Origin of the sequence: Shewanella putrefaciens (assembly GCF_016406305.1) — a bacterium.
Classification (GTDB): Bacteria; Pseudomonadota; Gammaproteobacteria; order Enterobacterales; family Shewanellaceae; genus Shewanella; species Shewanella putrefaciens_C.
Genome location: NZ_CP066369.1, coordinates 3,998,842 through 4,018,359 on the forward strand (window position 1 = coordinate 3,998,842; position 19,518 = coordinate 4,018,359).

The following is a 19,518-nucleotide window of genomic DNA, read 5'->3' on the forward strand; positions in this document are numbered from 1 at the left end:
GAAGCTGACAGTCCGACATGATCGACCCGTATTTCCGGCCAGCAGTATACTACAGCTTTGCAAAAGTATGAATCAGGTCACACTCGACGAAAGACGAAATAAGGGCTAAATCCGGCGGCGATGCCCAACTTACGGGAAGAATAAAACAAGGGAAATTAGACAATAGTTTGAAAACTGATAAAAAATCATATGTGACAAATAGTTACCTATTCTTCACAAATTTGAAATTAAACAAGATTTTTTCAGCGCTATGGCTTAAATATGCGTAAATATTTCTCAACTTTGTGGGTTTTGGCTTTTAAGATGCAGCACAAAAACTTACACTCAAGCGCTATTTATCGCATCATTAAGTGATTGCACCAGTCCATCGGAGTACCAATGACAACCCTTAATATTCAAGCCGTTATTTTTGATATGGATGGCGTTTTAATTGATTCAGAACCCCTATGGCAACGCGTCGAATATGAAGTGTTATCCGCCCTCGGTGTGCCAGTGACTATAGAAACGATTCAACAAACCACGGGGCTACGTATCGACCAATGTGTCGACTATTGGTATCACAAAGCGCCTTGGGCAGACTACGACAACGCCAAGGTCAGTCAATCCATTGTTGACAAAGTTGCTGAAGAAATTCGGCAAATCGGTGAGCCTATGCCTGGTGTTCAGCAAGCCATGGAATACTGCCAATCCAAAGGATTAAAAATAGGCTTAGCGACCTCATCCCCAACAGCTTTGATCGATGCAGTGCTAACAAGACTTAAGCTTAAGGGCCAATTTATGGCGGTAGAATCAGCAGAGGCGCTCACCTACGGCAAACCGCATCCCGAGGTTTACCTCAATTGTGCTGCCGCTCTAGGAGTCGACCCACGTTATTGCCTTGCCATAGAAGACTCTTTCAATGGCCTGATTGCGGCCCGAGCCGCCAATATGCAGACGGTTGCTATCCCAGCACCAGAACAACGCGGCGAGGCCAAATGGATAGTTGCTCACCATCAAGCCGACACTTTGCTCGCATTACCCAAGGTATTAACGGCGTAAGCCTACTCTAGATTCTAGGCTCTAGGCTCTAGGCTCTAGGCGCGAAAATGGTTATCCCATTATTAGCGTTGCATGCATCCATATAGTAAAAAAGCCAGACATCTGTCTGGCTTTTTACTTATAACTGAATGGATTACCAGATTTTTACGCGCTCTTCTGGTTTTAAGTACATCTTATCGCTCTCTTTCAACTCAAAGGCTTTGTAGAAAGCTTCGATATTGCGCGGCGTACCCATTGCACGGTAATGGCTAGGTGAGTGGGGATCGGTCAGCAAACGACGTCCCAGCTCTTCATCGCGATAGTTACGGCGCCACACTTGCGACCAACCAACAAAGAAACGCTGCTCGCCCGTTAAGCCGTCGATAACAGGTGCAGGCTTGCCGTTTAAGCTCATCAGATAAGAGCGAGCTGCGACGGTTAAGCCACCTAAGTCACCGATGTTTTCCCCTAAGGTCAAATCACCATTAACGAATTTGCCGGGCAATGCTTCATAGCCAGAATACTGGGCCGAAAGCTGTTTGCCACGCTTTTGGAATTCTTCACGGTCTTTATCCGACCACCAATCACGCAGATTACCGTCACCGTCGTACTTAGCGCCTTGATCATCGAAACCATGGCTGATTTCATGGCCGATCACAGCGCCGATACCACCGTAGTTCACCGCATCATCGGCCTCCATGTTGAAGAATGGCGGCTGCAAAATAGCGGCAGGGAACACGATTTCGTTACTGACAGGACTGTAATACGCGTTCACCGTTTGTGGTGTCATATGCCACTCAGTGCGATCGATAGGCTTGCCTAACTTGTTTAACATATCTTGATATTCAAACTGGGCGTAACGCATATAGTTACCCACCAGCTCGTCGGATTTGATCTCTAAGCCCGAGTAATCTCTCCACTTATCTGGATAACCGATTTTATAGGTAAATTTAGCCAGTTTTTCCTGGGCGGCCACCTTAGTTTCAGGCGTCATCCACTCGAGTTCATTGATGCTGACTTCAAAACCTTTGATCAAGTTTTTGATCATGGTTTCCATACGCGCTTTGGCTTCTGGCTTGAAGTATTGCTTAACGTACTCTTCACCCACTAGCTCGCCTATCACTTGGTCGGCACCATCGACCGCTTTTTTCCAGCGAGGCTGCTGCTCTTCAATACCCATTAAGGTTTTGCTCTTAAAGGCGAAGTTCAAATCGACAAAGTCTTTACTTAACAATTCTGCGTAACTGTCCACTAAGTGGAAGGTTAAATAATCCTGCCAAGCAGAAACGGGGAAAGCATCAAAATTTGCCCCTAGCTTTTCAAAATAAGAAGGCTGACGCACAACGACTTCTGTCACTTTATCGCCAAAACCGGCACTCGCGGCGAAGGCATTAAAATCGAACTTGCCCGTTAACTGTTGCAGTTCAGCGCGATCGCGCTTGTTGTAGGCCTTATTCGCATCACGGGATTCAACGCGACTCCACTGACTTTGCGCCAACATCAATTCGATATCCGCGACACTTTTGGCCGCCCGCTTAGCATCCTTATAACCCGCCTCTGTCAATATGTCGGTGACATACTTAGCCATCGCTTGGCGATTAGCGGCAAACTTAGGATCATCCTTAAGGTAGTAATCACGATCCGGCAGAGTGAGGCCAGACTGGCTTAAATACACCGCATATTGGGTCGAATTTTTTGCGTCATTGTTAACAAAAAAACCAAAGGGAATGCTGGCACCACTCGTCAGTAACTTACCCATGACTGCGGGTAAATCGGCATGGGTTTTCGCACTGGCGATATCATTTAATAACGGATTAAGTGGTGCAACGCCTAAGGTTTCCAGCAAATCGGTATTCATAAAGCTGGCATTAAAATCACCGATCTTCTGCTCATTAGAGCCCGCCGCGGGATTCTTTTTCGCGGACACTTCATCGATGATCTTTTTCAATGCATCTTGGCTTTGATCGTAGAGCACAGAAAATGCGCCGTAGTTAGATTTATCGGCAGGTATAGGCGTATTCGCTAACCACTTACCGTTGACGCTGTAATAGAAATCGTCTTGGTGACGTACAGAGGTATCAAAGTTTTGTAATTCAATACCAGAAACCGCGGTAGCTTCCGTTTTAGGCTCGCTGCTGCAAGCCGCTAAACCTAAACTCAAGGCGATCCCCAGAGCCAGTGTGCTAATTTTCTTCATTGTTTTCCCCAGCTTCCGTTGAGAGTGTTATTTATTTTTCCGCAAAACCTTAGCATCTTGCCCTGCCCCGCAGTAGCAAGATTTTGTAAAAGGATATGACATTTTAGTGACTATTTTGACGATTCTCGTCAGCACTCTGGCAAAAAAAAGGCATGATACCAGTCATGCCCTTATTGTTTAGCTGTGGCTAAATTATTGTCTAAAAGGCTTTACCTACAAATAAATAGAAGGATTTATCACCCATATCTGTGATCCCAAAGCCCAGTGCTGCGGGTCCCATAGAGGTATCTGTACCTATGTACAAACTCGAGGCGTAGATAAGATCGGATAGGCTAACATCGGACCTTTCATACCAAACATTTCCTGCCTCTAAACTCCAACCTAGGTACAAAGGATAATCCGTCATCCCTAAGGCATCGCGCCCCAAGTCATACTGATAGATAAAGGCGCCAAAGATTTTATGTGCGCCATTCAATGAGTCTTTGTGGTAACCCGAAAGGTTTAAGAAGCCGCCGAGCTCGGAGAGGTGCAGCGTATTAACGCCATCATTACTGTTAGTGGCAAGTGAGGTTTTACCCACAAAAGCATGGTTGCCCACACTGAGCGCCCCTTTCCAGTCGGCCTCGACCTGCACGCTGTATTCATTTTCATTGTTATCGACAATATCGGCGAAATCCTCATTACGCACATAGACGTTTAAGGTGACGCGATTACCCGAGGTCGGGAAACTGATGCTATCTAAACTGTCATAACCAAATTTGAAATAGGCGCCGTAGGAGTCAAAATCTAAATCCTCAGTGAGCCAAGCATCGTTAACGATGGAACCTTTCTCTCCCACCAGCCCGAGCTCAATCATGCCCTGTAGAATAAAGTTATACCCTATACCCAGTTCGATAGTTTGGGTTCTCTTATCGAAATCGAAGACACGATTGTTATTGTCGTATAAGTCCCAACTTTGGTTATCGTACTGATAACGCGCGCGACTATAAAATTCTTGATCCCTATCCAAAGGCTGATAGAACTCAGTGCCAAATAATTTTTCAAACCCGAGTTTAACTTCATTACGCCATTCGCCACCGTTGCGGGTGAGATCCGTCATAGTGTAAGCCATATCGAAGGTGATATTCGAATCAGCACTAAAGTCATCCTCCCAATTAAAGCCCAGTTGGAAATAATTAGGCCCCCAGGATTTCGCTTTAGTGGTCACAGTAAGTATGCGGCCGTCTTCACCATCAACAAATTCGGCATCGACACGCTCAAATTTGTTGAGGGAGTAAATACGTTTTAATGCTTCGTTCAACTCATCTTTAGTGACCGATTGCCCTTCTTTAAGCTCTAAGGTTTCCTTCAATAGATTGAGGCTCACCTTAGATTGGTTATCGAACACAATTTCCTCAATGGGATGACTCACATCAGCGATAAGCACTTTGCTCTTGGTCTTTTTGGCAGCAACGTAAGCAGCATATTCCTCAGGACTCACACTCATACCGCTCAGCTTATCGAGCTGGCCGTTGGCGGCTTCTTTACCTAAGGTTAATGCCAACGGCATGATAGTAAAATCTGTGGTGCTTAAGGCATCGATCGCCGGACGGATCAACACATCATTCTCTGTCAGCAGCTCCTTTTGCTTGGCGGTGCTGGCATTGGTCAGGAAGTTGGACAGCTGATCCAGTACCGCTATGGTACTGTCTAATTTGTCTTTTTTTACCAGAGGAGAGCCAATATCGACGGCAATAATGATATCGGCGCCCATAGCTTTAACCACATCTATGGGCATGTTGTTGGCAATACCGCCATCGACGAGCAACTTTCCATCAATTTGTGTAGGTTGCAGCGCACCGGGTACAGTGGCAGAGGCTTGCATCGCCTTAACTATGCTGCCATGGTTGATAACCACGGGTAAGCTGGTTTCTAAGTCGGTCGCCACCGCTCGGTAGGGAATGGCTAAATCATCAAAATCACCAAACTGACTGACTAAATCCGTTGATTGACGCAATAGCTGCGACATGGTCTGGCCACGCAGTAAACCACTAGGCGCCTTCACTTCACCTTCGTTGTAACCAATGTTCAGCGGAATATTGTAGCGATCCCTTAGTTGTTTATCCCTGTAGCTCAACACATTACGTGGGATGGTATCCGAGTAGCCGCTGTCCCAATTGACGCCCATCATAATGGCTTCGACCTCACTCGCACTGTAACCCAGTGAGTACATGCCAGCGACATAGGCGCCGATACTCGTACCGGCAATGTAATCGACTGGAATATGGTGTTCTTCCAATATTTTGAGCACCCCTACGTGGGCAGCCCCCTTGGCACCACCACCGCTGAGTACCAGCCCGATTTTGGGCCGTTCGGCCGCCATTAAGGGAGTGAGGAACAAACATAAAAAGAGAGAAGCGAGTATTTTACGCATCATAATTGGCTACTTTTTATAGAATAAAAATTCGAGTTATATTAACAAACTTAAGTATTTAACCGTCAGTCATATTTTATCTAAATCGACTCAATTTGATCATCTGTTACTAGATATTGTTCAAAGTCAGTGGCCGACATAGGTTTAGCAAAATAGTAACCTTGGATAATATAACAGCCTCGACTAAAGACCTGCTCCAACTGTTCTACTGTCTCTATCCCTTCGGCAACCACATTCAGTTTTAGGTTACGTGCTAATTCAATAATACTGCTGACAATGGCCTGATCGGCGGAGTTAGTCGCTATATCAATTAAAAATGAACGGTCAATTTTTAAGGTATTCACGTCAAAATGGCGCAAATAGGCCAGAGAAGAATAACCAGTGCCAAAGTCATCGATGGCAACTTCGATACCGAGGGATTTTAATTGCGTCAAATGACTCTTTGCCACCTGTAACTCTTTCATCAATACCCCTTCGGTAATTTCAAGCCCTAGGTATGAGGTTGGCATTTGAGTTTCTGCAAGTATTTGTTTTACGCCCTCGATAAAATCGGGTTGGCGGAAATGAATCGCCGAAATATTGACCGATAACTTGAAGGGTTCGGCGTACGTCTTAACCCATTTAGCCCCATGCACACAGGCTTGACGTAGCACCCAACGATCGATCTCAACAATCAAACCACAGGCTTCCGCCACCTTAATGAAAATATCGGGGCGAATAAATCCTTCCTTCGGATGACGCCAACGGATCAAGGCCTCCATTCCGATAAACCGATCGCCACGTAGAATATCAATTTGCGGTTGATAGTAGAGTTCAAACTCTTCCCGCTCTATGGCTTTACGTAGATCGGCTTCTAGGCGTAAATGGTATAGCGCCTGAGTATTACGCTCCGATGAATAGTATTTAAAATTACCTCGCCCTTCCTCCTTGGCGTGGTACATCGCGAGGTCGGCATTTTTGATAAAGGCCTCGGGCTGCACCGCATCGTCGGGCCAAATACTGATCCCTATGCTAGTCGAAATGTAAAACTCACGGCCAAACAGTTTAAAGGGGGCCTTTATTTGGTCTAGCAGCCGTTCGGCCAAATGATTGATCTCATCTAAACTATTCGCGTTTTTCAATAGGATAACAAACTCATCGCCGCCAAACCGGCAGAGTAAATGCTCACTCCCTATGCATGATTGGAGACGATTAGAGGCCTCCACCAGCAAGGCATCCCCCATGCTATGCCCATAGGAATCATTAACATGTTTAAATCTATCGAGGTCGAGGAACAATAATGCGAGCTTATCACCCGTTTGCTGCGCCACCTGTATCGACTGTAACAAACGACTCGAAAACAAAGATCGATTGGATAATCCCGTCAGCACATCATAATTTGCCAACCGCCGCAAATCGGCTTCGGTGCGTTTTCGCTCGGTAATATCCGAAAATACAATAACATAATGAACTATATCTTCATGTGCCGAATGCATCACCGACACGTTGAGCCATACTGGGTACAGCAATCCATTCTGCCCCATTAACTCCCGCTCCCCCGTCCAAGAGGTATCTTGCCCAAGTAACTGAGCCACTTCGGTAGAGAGGCCATCCCTCATTTGCACAAATTGGGAAAATGATTGCCCAATTAAATCCGTTTGTTCAGTACCGATAATATGCTGCGCCGCATGGTTGGCCACGCGAATATTTTCATCGGCATCTAAAATCAACACACCTTCCGACGTATTCTCAAAGGCTTGAGCAAGTAAATTCACTTCATCTTCAAGCTGGCGCTGTACTGTGATATCACTATAAATACCGGCAACCCGCTCTATTTCATGGGTTTGCCTATGACGAGCCACGGGGCGCCCTCGGACCCTTAACCACCCCCAATTGCCATCTTTACGCAGGTAACGATATTCGGCCTCGAAACGGTCCTGCTCACCTGTGAGCATGCTGTTCCACTTCTCTACCGCCTGATTTTTATCCTGTGGATGCACAGGGAGCTCCTCGAGCGGCACCACGATTTCATTGGCATGGGTGCCTAGCACGGCCCCCCTATTATCGAGATAAAAACACTGAGTCTCTTTACGCCACTCCCACAGATCGGAGTCACTGCCGCGCAGCGCCTGCCTAAGGCGTTCATCGCTCTCGGTAAGCGCTTGGTTCATATTCATAAACGTGCGGACTTGCCGTTGCCTATACCAAGCCAAACTCAGTGCCACAATAGAAAAGATCAGCAGCAACACACCTTTAAATCCTTGTGTTAACCACCAATGTTGCTCGACAGAAAAGGGATAGGAAAAGGGTTTATCGGACCATACACCATTAACTTGGCTCAGGATCTCTAAAACATAGTGCCCAGCATCTAGGCCTGCGAGGTTGATCTGTGACTCACCTTGCAGCAAGACATAATGGCCTTCTTCGCCTTGATAACGTAAACGGTACTTAAATTGAATTGGAGAATCATCAAGATAATCCAAATTGGTGATCTGTAGACTCACCATCTTGGCATCGGGCTTAATGGTCGTCATCGGCTTTGGCAGAAGCGATACTTCGGTGGCACTATCGTAGTAAACGGAAACGGACTCGAGCATCACGTGATCATCGGTAATACGATTAGCCAGCTTATCCACATCCAAGTGCATCACCCCTTCGGGGGTGCCTAAATAAAGTCCCGAATTTAGAGAATAAAAATACGCCCCCTCATTCATCTCATCGGAAATAAAACCGTCGAGTTGATTCAATACCCTAATAGTCCCCGCCTGTTTATCTTGGCGAATCAGGGAATCGGCGCAGGCGATTAAATGAGCATTCTCCGTCTTTTGGATAAAAAATACTGAGCTGCAATTGACCTGCCACTGGGTGGTTAAAGAGGCTAACTGTCCCGTCTGCTCGCGGTATTCAAATAAGCCTTTTTCATAGGTGCCAAACCACATCACCCCAGGTGACATTTCTTCCAGATGGCTCACTGTCGGCGTTGAAGCTAAAGCGCTAAATAAGCCCATTTGATTATGGAATTCATTTTGACCATCGATATAGCCAAACACTTTTTTACCGCCGACCCATAACTTACCATCGGATGCGCGATAGAGCGTGCGTATAGTGGGCCGTTTAGGGCCATCGCTAATGGATTTATCTATGTCAAAAGGTTGCGGCTCCTGCAAGCCAGACTCCCAAAAATAGAGCCCTGCCGAGGTTGCAATCCAAATTCGGCCCTTAAGGTAGGGGTCAATATAGGTACTGTAAACAACTTTATTTTTGAACTCATCTTTGCCACCGGCCCACTTAGCAAAACTGCTGCCTTGCAGCGTGCGCTTATCGACCACAAAGAGGCCACTGGTGGTCGACACCAGCAGATAGCGATCTTCAAACTCATTAAGATCGTAAATACTCTCATGGGAGTTTAAGCCTTCAATCGAGACCTCAAGCGCTTTATCACTTCCCTTAGCAATCAAGGTTACATTTGAGGAGCCGAGCCAAAGACCTTCATCGGTCGCATGTACTGACCAAGTCATGGCATCACTCAATGCATAGGGTTCATCCGCAGTAAAAGTATCGAGGATAAAATCCGGCTTCGAGGCTAAGAGTGCTAAACCATCGCCAGAGCCACCGACCCACATTAACCCCGAATTATCAAACAACATGGCCTTGAGGGTTTCCATATTGGCTCCCACCTTTAGCTGCTGTTGATAATTCTCAATCTGCCGCGTCTCTGGCGACCACTTTAATAGACCCACCCGACTGGTAAACCACAGCTCCCCATTAGGATCTTCAGCGATTGCCGTGCTCCCACCGGGTAATTCGGCAACAGGGATAACTTGGCGGGATCTTGGCTCAAGCTGGTAGACCCCAAGAGCCGTCGCAATCCAAATACGCTGCTGCGAATCCTCTAACATATCAAGAATATTGCCCATAGATTCGGTCCAAGGGTATTCGAACAGCCGCTCGCCCTTGTTATCGAGGAGTACTAATTGCAATTGTCCCGCCACCAGCATTTGCCCATTAGGCATAAGTAATAACTTACGCCAAGGAAGGTCGCGATTAACGGGTAATTGAGTGATAAGTTGTAGAGTGGACTTAGAAGGGGAAAACTCATAAATCTGGCCATTATCAATCAATAACCGCCATGTTTGCTGATCCATTCTGGCCGCAGAAATGAGTGCACCACCCGGAAAATGGGGGAACAAATCTGCCGAACCGAAAGAGGTAAATTGATTTTTGGCTATATCGTAGAGGAAAGTCGCCGCCCCAGTGCTCACCAATAATCGGTCCCGATCGACATTGACGACTGCGGTCAGAAAATCATCCGTAAGGCGCGACTCAGTACCGATTTTATCGATTCGCCGCACCTTAGCATTACTGACCCGATACAGACCCTGTTCAGTCGCCGCCCAGACATAACCGTAATCATCTTGGGTTAATGCCCGAATACTGGTCGCTTCGAGCCCATCCCTATCGGTAAAGACACGCTGCACTAAGCCACTGGCCCAAACGGTATTTAGGCTAGTGAAGAAAAGGATGAAACATGTCAGAAGTGTTCTAGTTATTTTTGTTTTCATTTGACGACTTACTGCATTCCGTATGATTACTCTAGCAGTTCAAAAGCTTCAATTCACCCGCTTGTTTACATTAAAGTTACATTTTCCGCGAAGCAATAAAAAAGCGCTCAAATGAGCGCTTTTTTAATCGACAACTAAATTACTTTTTCTTTGCCTTTGGGTTTGGCAAATCGGTAATAGAACCTTCGTACATTTCAGCCGCTAGGCCTACTGATTCGTGCAATGTTGGGTGAGCGTGAATGGTCAATGCTAAATCTTCAGCATCACAACCCATTTCAATCGCTAGGCCGATTTCGCCTAACAGCTCGCCACCGTTCACACCGACAATTGCACCACCGATAACGCGGTGAGTGTCTTTGTCGAAAATCAGCTTAGTCATACCTTCAGAGCAATCTGAGGCAATCGCACGACCACTTGCAGCCCATGGGAAAGTTGCGGTTTCGTAAGCAATACCTTGCTCTTTCGCTTCTTTCTCAGTCAGACCAACCCAGGCCACTTCAGGGTCTGTGTAAGCGATTGATGGGATCACTTTTGGATCGAAGTAGTGCTTCATGCCAGCGATAACTTCGGCCGCGACGTGGCCTTCGTGCACGCCTTTGTGAGCCAACATTGGTTGACCAACGATGTCACCGATGGCGTAGATGTGCGGTACGTTAGTACGTAATTGCTTGTCTACGTTGATGAAACCGCGCTCGTCAATCTTAACACCGGCTTTGTCGGCGTCGATAAGCTTGCCATTAGGTGTACGGCCGATAGCCACTAATACGGCATCGTAACGTACTGGTTCAGCTGGCGCGCTCTTACCTTCCATAGAAACATAGATACCGTCTTCACGGGCTTCTACCGCTGTGACTTTAGTTTCGAGGATCAGGTTGAATTTCTTCTTGATTTGCTTAGTGAATACGCGAACCACGTCTTTGTCAGCCGCTGGGATCACTTGGTCGAACATTTCAACCACGTCGATTTCACTGCCAAGAGAAGAGTACACAGTACCCATTTCTAAACCGATAATACCGCCGCCCATCACTAACAACTTACCAGGAACTTCTTTCAGTTCTAATGCGTCGGTCGAATCCCAAATACGTGGGTCTTCGTGGGGAATAAATGGCAGTTTGATTGGGCGAGAACCGGCAGCGATGATCGCTTGCTCGAACTGAACGACAGTCACAGTGCCATCTTCAGCGGTGACTTCCAGTGTGTTAGGGCCAGTGAATTTACCGAAACCGTTAACCACATTTACTTTACGCATCTTGGACATACCGCCCAAGCCGCCCGTCAATTGGCTGATCACTTTTTCTTTAAAGCCACGTAACTTATCTAAATCGATAGTTGGCTCACCGAACACCACACCATGGGCGGCAACGGCTTTGGCTTCTTCGATAACTTTAGCGACGTGTAACAGTGCTTTAGATGGGATACAACCCACGTTCAGACACACACCACCTAAAGTGCTAAAACGTTCAACGATAACGGTTTGTAGACCTAAGTCCGCCGCACGGAAAGCCGCAGAATAACCTGCTGGGCCTGCTCCTAATACCACTACCTGAGTTTTGATTTCGTTACTCATGTTTTCCTCTAATTCTCATTCAATCCGTTGGAGGAGACCAATCCTGCCAACCGAAAATGCGCTAGCGCGTAAGGTGGGCGCATTTTAACCTGTGTTTGATACTGATCACAATAAACAAAAGGCTGCTCAAGATGAGCAGCCTTATATGCTTACAGAATCAAAGTACGAATATCGGACAGAATTCCTGACAGTGTCACGCTAAAGCGTGCAGCCATTGCACCATCGATCACCCGGTGATCGTAAGATAGCGACAGTGGCAACATCAATTTAGGTTCGAACTCTTTACCATTCCACTTAGGCTTAATTTCAGATTTAGACACACCTAAAATCGCCACATCTGGGTAGTTCACGATAGGCGTAAACGCCGTACCGCCAATGCCACCTAAACTTGAAATGGTGAAGCAGCTACCCTGCATATCAGCGGATTTAAGCTTGCCATCGCGAGCGCGGATAGAGATATCGGCTAATTCGCGGGATAACTCGATAATGCCCTTCTTATCCACATCACGCACCACAGGCACAACCAAACCGTTTGGCGTATCAACCGCCACACCGATATGGAAATACTTCTTCTGGATCAGTGATTCACCATCTGAGCTTAAGCTCGAGTTGAACACTGGGAACTGTTGCAGTGTTTTCGCCACGGCTTTCATCATAAAGACCAGCGGAGTGATCTTATAATCGGCTTTTTTCTTCGCCGCCGCATCGTTTTGCTGCTTACGGAACTCTTCCATCTCAGTGATATCAGCCTCATCGAACTGAGTCACGTGGGGAATGGTTACCCAGTTGCGGTGCAGGTTAGGGCCAGAGATCTTCTGGATACGGCTTAATGGAATTTCTTCCACTTCACCAAACTTGCTGAAGTCCACTTTAGGCGCAGCAATCACTTGCAGACCACCGCCATTGCCAGCGCCGACTGAAGTTGCCGCCGTTGCTTTCGGACGCGACAGTTCGTATTTCACATACGCCTGTACGTCTTCCTTCATAATGCGACCCTTACGGCCAGAACCAGTCACTTGGGTGAGATCCACACCAAATTCACGGGCTAAACGACGTACCGCAGGCGATGCATGTACCGCACCGGTAGACACAGGCGAGCCTGCACTAGGGTGGTGTGGAACAGGAGGGCGGCTTGCAGGTGCTGAAGCCGCAACGGGTGCCGCGCTCACTGGAGCAGGAGCCGCCGCTTGAGCAACTGGTGCTGGCGCACTTGCTGTTGCAACTGAAGTCGTTTCAATAGTGGCTATGATGCTACCTTGAGAAACCTTGTCACCCACTTTAACAGTCAAAGACAGCAGTTTACCGGCGAATGGCGCTGGCACTTCCATAGTGGCTTTGTCGGTTTCAAGGGTGATCAAACCTTGGTCGGCAGTGATCATATCGCCCACTGACACTAGCACTTCGATCACATCGACATTGCTCGCATCGCCAATATCTGGCACTTGGATTTCTTTTACCGCAACCACACTTGCCGCAGGTGCTGCGGCCACTGGCGCTACCGCAGCGACAGGAGCCGCTTGAGCCGCAACCGTCGCCGTTGGTGCGCTTGCTGCGACAGCTGGTGCCGCGCCGCCGACTTCGAGCATAATCACTAATGAGCCTTGGGAAACCTTGTCACCCACAGCCACTTTCACTTCTTTAACCACACCGGCGAATGGCGATGGTACGTCCATGGTCGCTTTGTCGGTTTCTAAGGTAATCAAGCCTGCATCGGCGTCAATCTTATCGCCAACCGCAACTAAGACTTCGATAACCGATACATCGGTGTCGCCACCGATATCAGGCACACTGATTTCGACAACTTTAGCCTCAACCGCAGCAGGAGCTGCAGCCACAGGGGCTGGTGCAGCTTGAACAGGGGCTGGAGCCGCTGCAGCAGGTGCCGCAACTGGCGCTGGCGCGGCAGCTTGGGCGGATGCACCCGCTGCCTGCATCATTGCAATCAAAGTACCTTCAGAGACTTTATCGCCCACAGCCACTTTCAACTCGGCTAACACACCGGCGAAAGGCGCTGGAATATCCATAGTCGCCTTGTCGCTTTCGACGGTAATAATCGAGTCATCGGCCGCGAGGGTATCACCCACAGCGGCGCAGATTTCGATCACTTGCACTTCATCGCCGCCGATATCAGGAACAAAAACTTCTTTTAATTCAGCCATTTTTATTGCCTCTTACGCGTACTGTGGATTGATCTTGTCAGCGTCGATACCATATTCTTTAATGGCTTTTGCTAACACATCGACAGGCAGCTCTTTGCGATCAACCAGAGATTTCAGTGCCGCAATCACGATAAACTTAGCGTCCACTTCGAAGTGGTGACGCAGATTCTCGCGGCTGTCTGAGCGACCGAAACCGTCAGTACCTAACACTTTGTAATCGGTTGGCATGTAAGCACGTAACTGTTCGCCATAAACCTTCATATAGTCAGTGGCCGCAATCGCAGGTGCATCACTTGAAATCACTTGGCTGATATAGGCTTGTTTTGGCGTTTCGGTTGGGTGCAGCATGTTCCAACGCTCGGCAGCTTGGCCATCACGGGTCAACTCGTTGAAGCTAGTCACGCTGAAGACGTCGGCAGTGATACCAAAATCTTTTGCCAGTGCCTGCGCCGCTTTACGAGCTTGTTCAAGGATAGTGCCACAGCTCATTAACTGAACCTTGCCTTTACCCGAACCAGATACAGTTTCCAGCTTGTAGATACCTTTAACGATACCCACTTCCGCACCTTCTGGCATTTCTGGCTGGATGTAGTTTTCGTTCATTGTGGTCAAGTAGTAGAAGATATCTTCTTGGTTTTCGCCGTACATACGACGGATACCATCTTGCACCACAACGGCGATTTCGTAGCCGTAGGTTGGGTCGTAAGTAATACAGTTAGGAATAGTGTTAGCCAGTACATGGCTGTGACCATCTTGATGCTGCAGACCTTCACCGTTCAGGGTTGTACGACCTGAAGTACCACCGACTAAGAAGCCGCGCGCACGCATATCACCCGCTGCCCACGCCATGTCGCCAATACGTTGGAAACCGAACATTGAGTAGTAGATGTAGAATGGGATCATAGGCACATCGTTCACTGAGTAGCTGGTCGCAGCTGATACCCAAGATGACATAGCACCGAGTTCGTTAATCCCTTCCTGCAGTACTTGGCCTGACTTGTCCTCACGGTAGTAAGCGACTTGATCAGAGTCTTGCGGTACGTATTTTTGGCCTTCGTGAGCATAAATACCCACTTGACGGAACAGACCTTCCATACCAAAGGTACGGGCTTCGTCAGGAATGATTGGCACAATGTTTTTGCCAATTTTCTTGTCTTTCAGCAGTGCTGTCAGTACGCGAACGAATGCCATGGTCGATGAAATTTCACGGCCATTTGAACCCGCTAAAATCGAATCGAAAATCTTCAGTGACGGGATTTCCAGCTCTTCGCTGAACTTTTGACGACGTTGTGGCACGCTACCATGCAGCGCTTCACGACGGCTCATCATGTACTTCACTTCTTCCGAATCTGGACCTGGATGATAGAAAGGTAAATCTTCTAACTGGTCATCTGGAATTGGGATATTGAAGCGGTCGCGGAAGTAACGGATAGACTCGATACCCATTTTCTTCACGTTGTGGGCGATGTTTTTACCTTCACCCGCATCACCTAAGCCGTAACCTTTAACGGTTTTAGCTAAAATCACCGTTGGGCGACCTTTGGTTTTTTGCGCGTGATCTAAGGCTGCGTAAACTTTAACTGGGTCATGGCCGCCACGGTTTAAGCGCCAAATGTCATCATCTGACATGTTCGCGACCATTTCGGCGGTTTCAGGGTACTTACCGAAGAAGTGTTCGCGGGTATAAGCGCCACCTTTGGCTTTACAGTTTTGGTATTCACCGTCTACGGTTTCTTCCATTAACTGCAATAACTTACCGCTGGTATCACGGGCTAATAATGGATCCCAGTAACGACCCCAAATCACTTTAACAACTTCCCAGCCGGCGCCGCGGAATTCGCCTTCCAGTTCTTGGATGATCTTGCCGTTACCACGTACAGGGCCATCGAGACGCTGTAAGTTACAGTTAACGATAAACACTAAGTTATCTAATTCTTCACGGGCCGCTAAACCAATCGCACCTAAGGCTTCTGGCTCGTCACACTCGCCGTCACCTAGGAAACAGTAAACGGTTTGCGCCGAACAATCCTTCAGACCACGGTCAGTCAGATATTTCAGGAAGCGGGCCTGATAAATCGCTTGGATTGGACCTAAGCCCATAGAAACCGTTGGGAATTGCCAGTAATCCGGCATCAACTTGGGATGTGGGTATGAAGATAAGCCCTTACCATCCACTTCTTGACGGAAGTTAGCCAGTTGATCTTCACTTAAACGACCTTCTAAGAATGAGCGCGCATAAATACCAGGGGCGATATGGCCTTGGAAATACACTAAATCGCCACCGTCTTTTTCATTCGGTGCGCGGAAGAAGTGGTTAAAACACACGTCATAAATAGTCGCGCTTGAGGCGAAACTGGAAATATGGCCGCCAAGTTCTAAGTCTTTCTTAGAACCGCGCAGCACCATAGCTAAGGCGTTCCAACGGATGATGGCGCGAATGCGACGTTCCATCTCTTGGTTGCCAGGCATGTGTGGCTCTTGGCCCGCTGGGATAGTGTTTAAATAAGCGGTCGTCGCAGTGTAAGGCAAGTGTGTGCCATTACGACGCGCTTTATCGATCAGCTTCTCTAATAAAAAATGGGCGCGTTCTGGGCCTTCCTGTTCCAACACGGCTTGCAGGGCATCAACCCATTCCTGAGTCTCTAACGGATCTACGTCTTGTAGCATATCTTCAGACATGACACTGTCCTTCTCTATATACATGATAATGAATGGTGTTTGCGGCAAATCCCGGCTTAGCTAAGGCTAAATCACGGAAACTTAAGCGCCACTCTTTAAGCGGCGCAAGCTTCGCTGCAACCGGCTATCTTCTTCCCGCACAGATAACATCACCTCTTCGATGTAACTTAAATGTTCATTCGAGGCTTCTCTGGCGGCGTCGGGATCACGGCGAACGATAGCAGCGAGCAAGGCCCGTCTGTGATCATTCGCCATAGTAGAAGCTTCTTCGCGGCGGCTTAAAAGCTCCAGGTTTTGCGCCACATTTTGATGCAGCACAGGGGTTAAACTGAGTACGAGGTGTAACATAGCCACATTGTGTGACGCTTCGGCCACGGCACGGTAAAAGCGCACAATGGCGGCGGCTTTTTGTTCGATACTGGTGGCGGCTTCCACCTCGAGGATCATTCGCTTGATATTTTGCATATCGGCGTCTGTGCCACGTAGCGCGGCAAAATAGGCCATCATACCTTCGGTAGCATGACGAAATTCCAGCAAGTCATATTGACTCTCAGGATCGGCATTCATTAACTCAACGATGGGATCGGCAAGGGTCTGCCAGAGTTGCTCTTTGACATAAGTGCCACCGCCTTGGCGGCGCATTAATAACCCTTTCGCCTCAAGCTTTTGAATCGCTTCGCGCAAAGAAGGTCGAGACACTTCAAACTGGATAGCCAGCTCGCGTTCAGGCGGCAACTTCTGCCCGGGCTGTAAACTGCCCTCTAGGATCATTTGCTCTAATTGCGCCATGATCACGTCAGAAATTTTTGGCTGATTAATTTTACTATAGGCCATTAGGCGCTCAGCTCCGTTGTAAATTGGTCTTACCAATTTTTATGAGTGAGCGCACTTTATCAAATCAGACTTTTGATGTCCAGATTGAAAATCAACCTAAAAAGGTGATCCGTCTCAAAAGCAGCAATCTTTTCCAACCGCACCCACGCTGAGAGAGCATAGCCGAAAAAAATGCCCGCGGGGTCAGACCATTTAACAACGGGACAGAATAAGGTTTACGGATATCGGATAACGGATAACGGAACGTTCGCAGGCTCACTCACAGAACGCTCGATAACTGCTCCTGCGTTATTCTACCTCCTGCATCCATGCAGTCGTGCGCTTACCGTAAGGGCGAAGCCCGTTCCGTTATCCGTAAGTCGCGCAGCGACGTTCTGTTATCCCTGTGACATCCGTAAGTCGCGTAGCGACGTTCTGTCATCCATCAGGAGTTAACTCACCAACCCAAAGATTGTCAGTAGTGAAAGTATGGCCACTATCAACGTAAAGTTACGTTTACTCAATACTAATAGTGCAAGGGTAGACTGTACACAAATAGGTGCACTGGACTCCTCGGGTAAAGGCTGCGCCGCTAATGCCGTTTCAACAACCACGGTTCTAGCGCTGGTAGTGAAACTTAACGCGCTACTGCGCCAGGCCGCCAGCCCTTCACTAAACTGTCCGCTTAGGGCATAACCAAAGGCAAAGACTCGACTCGGCAACCAATCCAAAACGGCGATGACCTCGCCAACCAACGGCAAATTCAACGATTTACGCACATTCTCTTCGGCATAAAAACGCGCCGTGCAATATAGCATGGCTCCCACAGGACCTAAGAAAATCAAAAAAAACGCCACTGCGCCGTAATAACGGTAGTTAATCCAAGCCACACTCTGGCCCACCTTAGCGCCTAAATCCCGCTCAGACACAGCCTCTAAACATTCGCTGCAATCAAGCTCCGCCGCAAAGTGATAGCAAGCTTGAACATCGGCACGACACGCCGCCTGCATGTATTTTTTAAAGATATCCCGCTGCTTTTGGTGGTTAAAACAAATGATAGCGACTAATACCCACAGGGCTAAACTCAGCAATCCCCAAAACATCCCCGAGGCTAACCAAGATAAAACGTAAACCACCAATGCGGGCAAGATTAAGGCGAGAGCCATCATAGGCGCAGTTAAAGAGGCTTTATCACCGAAAAAGGTCGACTGATAGGACTGCAATAATCGATCACATTGCCACGATGCCGGCAGCAGCTTAAGTCGCTCCACTAAAATAGCAATTAACAATGAAAACAATGCCATCGGTTATACTCCTTGTAAAAATGGTTACGGATCACGGGACGGCGCTTACCGATTAAGGTTTACGGATGACGGAACGTTCGCAGGCTCACTCACAGAACGCTCGATAACTGCTCCTGCGTTATTCTACCTCCTGCATCCATGCAGTCGTGCGCTTACCGTAAGGGCGAAGCCCGTTCCGTTATCTGTAAGTCGCGTAGCGACGTTCTGTTATCCCTATGACATCCGTAAGTCGCGTAGCGACGTTCTGTTATCCCTGTGGCATCCGTGAATCGCGCAGCGTTTTTAAATACTTTTGCCAATCAAAGCTTTGGCCGGGATCTGTTTTACGCATGGGTGCGATATCGCAATGCCCTACAATTCGCTCCGCAGTTAATGACGGATATTCCTGCATTAAGGCAAGGGTCAACTCGGTGAGTTTCTGATACTGGACAACTGTGTAGGCTTCAGTATCCGTCCCCTCAAGCTCAATACCGATTGAAAAATCGTTGCAATTTTCCCTGTCACCATAGCGAGAAACCCCGGCATGCCAAGCCCTATCACTACAACTCACATATTGCACACATTCCCCATCGCGGCGGATCAAAAAGTGGGCCGAAACCTGCAATTGGGCTAAATCGGCAAAACTGTCGTCGGCTTTGGTATCTAAACACCCTTTAAACAATTGATCAATATAAGGTAAACCAAAACATCCCGCCGGTAAGCTGATATTGTGGATCACCAATAAACTTATTTCCCCAAAAGGGCGGCGATTAAAATGTGGCGACTCACAGCGCCGAGCACCACTATACCAGCCAAACTCAAAACTCATGTTAACTCCTTAAAAGAAGG

At 47.8% G+C, this 19,518-nt stretch carries 10 protein-coding genes; 1 reads left to right on the forward strand and 9 read right to left on the reverse strand.

Features of this window, described 5'->3' with window-relative positions; translation table 11 throughout:
• Nucleotides 1-378: 378 nt before the first annotated feature.
• Nucleotides 379-1,038, forward strand: a complete 660-nt coding sequence (gene hxpB / locus JFT56_RS17405) for a hexitol phosphatase HxpB (RefSeq protein WP_198781243.1) — start codon at nt 379-381, stop codon at nt 1,036-1,038.
• Nucleotides 1,039-1,171: 133 nt separating this feature from the next.
• On the opposite strand, the gene JFT56_RS17410 is transcribed toward hxpB, so the two are convergent.
• From JFT56_RS17410 to ampD, 9 genes are all read right to left on the reverse strand, one after another.
• Nucleotides 1,172-3,214, reverse strand: a complete 2,043-nt coding sequence (locus tag JFT56_RS17410; protein WP_198781244.1) for a M13 family metallopeptidase — start codon at nt 3,212-3,214, stop codon at nt 1,172-1,174.
• Between the two features lie 199 nt (nt 3,215-3,413).
• Nucleotides 3,414-5,630: a patatin-like phospholipase family protein gene (locus tag JFT56_RS17415; protein ID WP_198781245.1), complete on the reverse strand. Its 2,217-nt coding sequence runs from the start codon at nt 5,628-5,630 to the stop codon at nt 3,414-3,416.
• Between the two features lie 77 nt (nt 5,631-5,707).
• Nucleotides 5,708-10,168 carry an EAL domain-containing protein gene (locus JFT56_RS17420; protein WP_198781246.1) on the reverse strand — a complete coding sequence of 1,487 codons (4,461 nt, stop codon included), beginning with the start codon at nt 10,166-10,168 and terminating at the stop codon, nt 5,708-5,710.
• Between the two features lie 139 nt (nt 10,169-10,307).
• The gene (gene lpdA / locus JFT56_RS17425) at nt 10,308-11,735 is read right to left on the reverse strand and encodes a dihydrolipoyl dehydrogenase (RefSeq protein ID WP_198781247.1); all 1,428 of its coding nucleotides are present in this window, start codon (nt 11,733-11,735) and stop codon (nt 10,308-10,310) included.
• Between the two features lie 149 nt (nt 11,736-11,884).
• Nucleotides 11,885-13,894: a dihydrolipoyllysine-residue acetyltransferase gene (gene aceF, locus JFT56_RS17430; RefSeq protein WP_198781248.1), complete on the reverse strand. Its 2,010-nt coding sequence runs from the start codon at nt 13,892-13,894 to the stop codon at nt 11,885-11,887.
• Between the two features lie 12 nt (nt 13,895-13,906).
• A complete protein-coding gene (aceE, locus tag JFT56_RS17435) occupies nt 13,907-16,573 on the reverse strand; it encodes a pyruvate dehydrogenase (acetyl-transferring), homodimeric type (protein ID WP_198781249.1) in 2,667 nt (888 codons plus the stop codon).
• Between the two features lie 81 nt (nt 16,574-16,654).
• Nucleotides 16,655-17,407, reverse strand: a complete 753-nt coding sequence (gene pdhR / locus JFT56_RS17440; RefSeq protein WP_198781250.1) for a pyruvate dehydrogenase complex transcriptional repressor PdhR — start codon at nt 17,405-17,407, stop codon at nt 16,655-16,657.
• Nucleotides 17,408-17,838: 431 nt separating this feature from the next.
• Nucleotides 17,839-18,690, reverse strand: a complete 852-nt coding sequence (gene ampE / locus JFT56_RS17445; protein ID WP_198781251.1) for a beta-lactamase regulator AmpE — start codon at nt 18,688-18,690, stop codon at nt 17,839-17,841.
• A gap of 247 nt (nt 18,691-18,937) precedes the next feature.
• A complete protein-coding gene (ampD, locus tag JFT56_RS17450; protein WP_198781252.1) occupies nt 18,938-19,498 on the reverse strand; it encodes a 1,6-anhydro-N-acetylmuramyl-L-alanine amidase AmpD in 561 nt (186 codons plus the stop codon).
• Nucleotides 19,499-19,518: the final 20 nt, after the last annotated feature.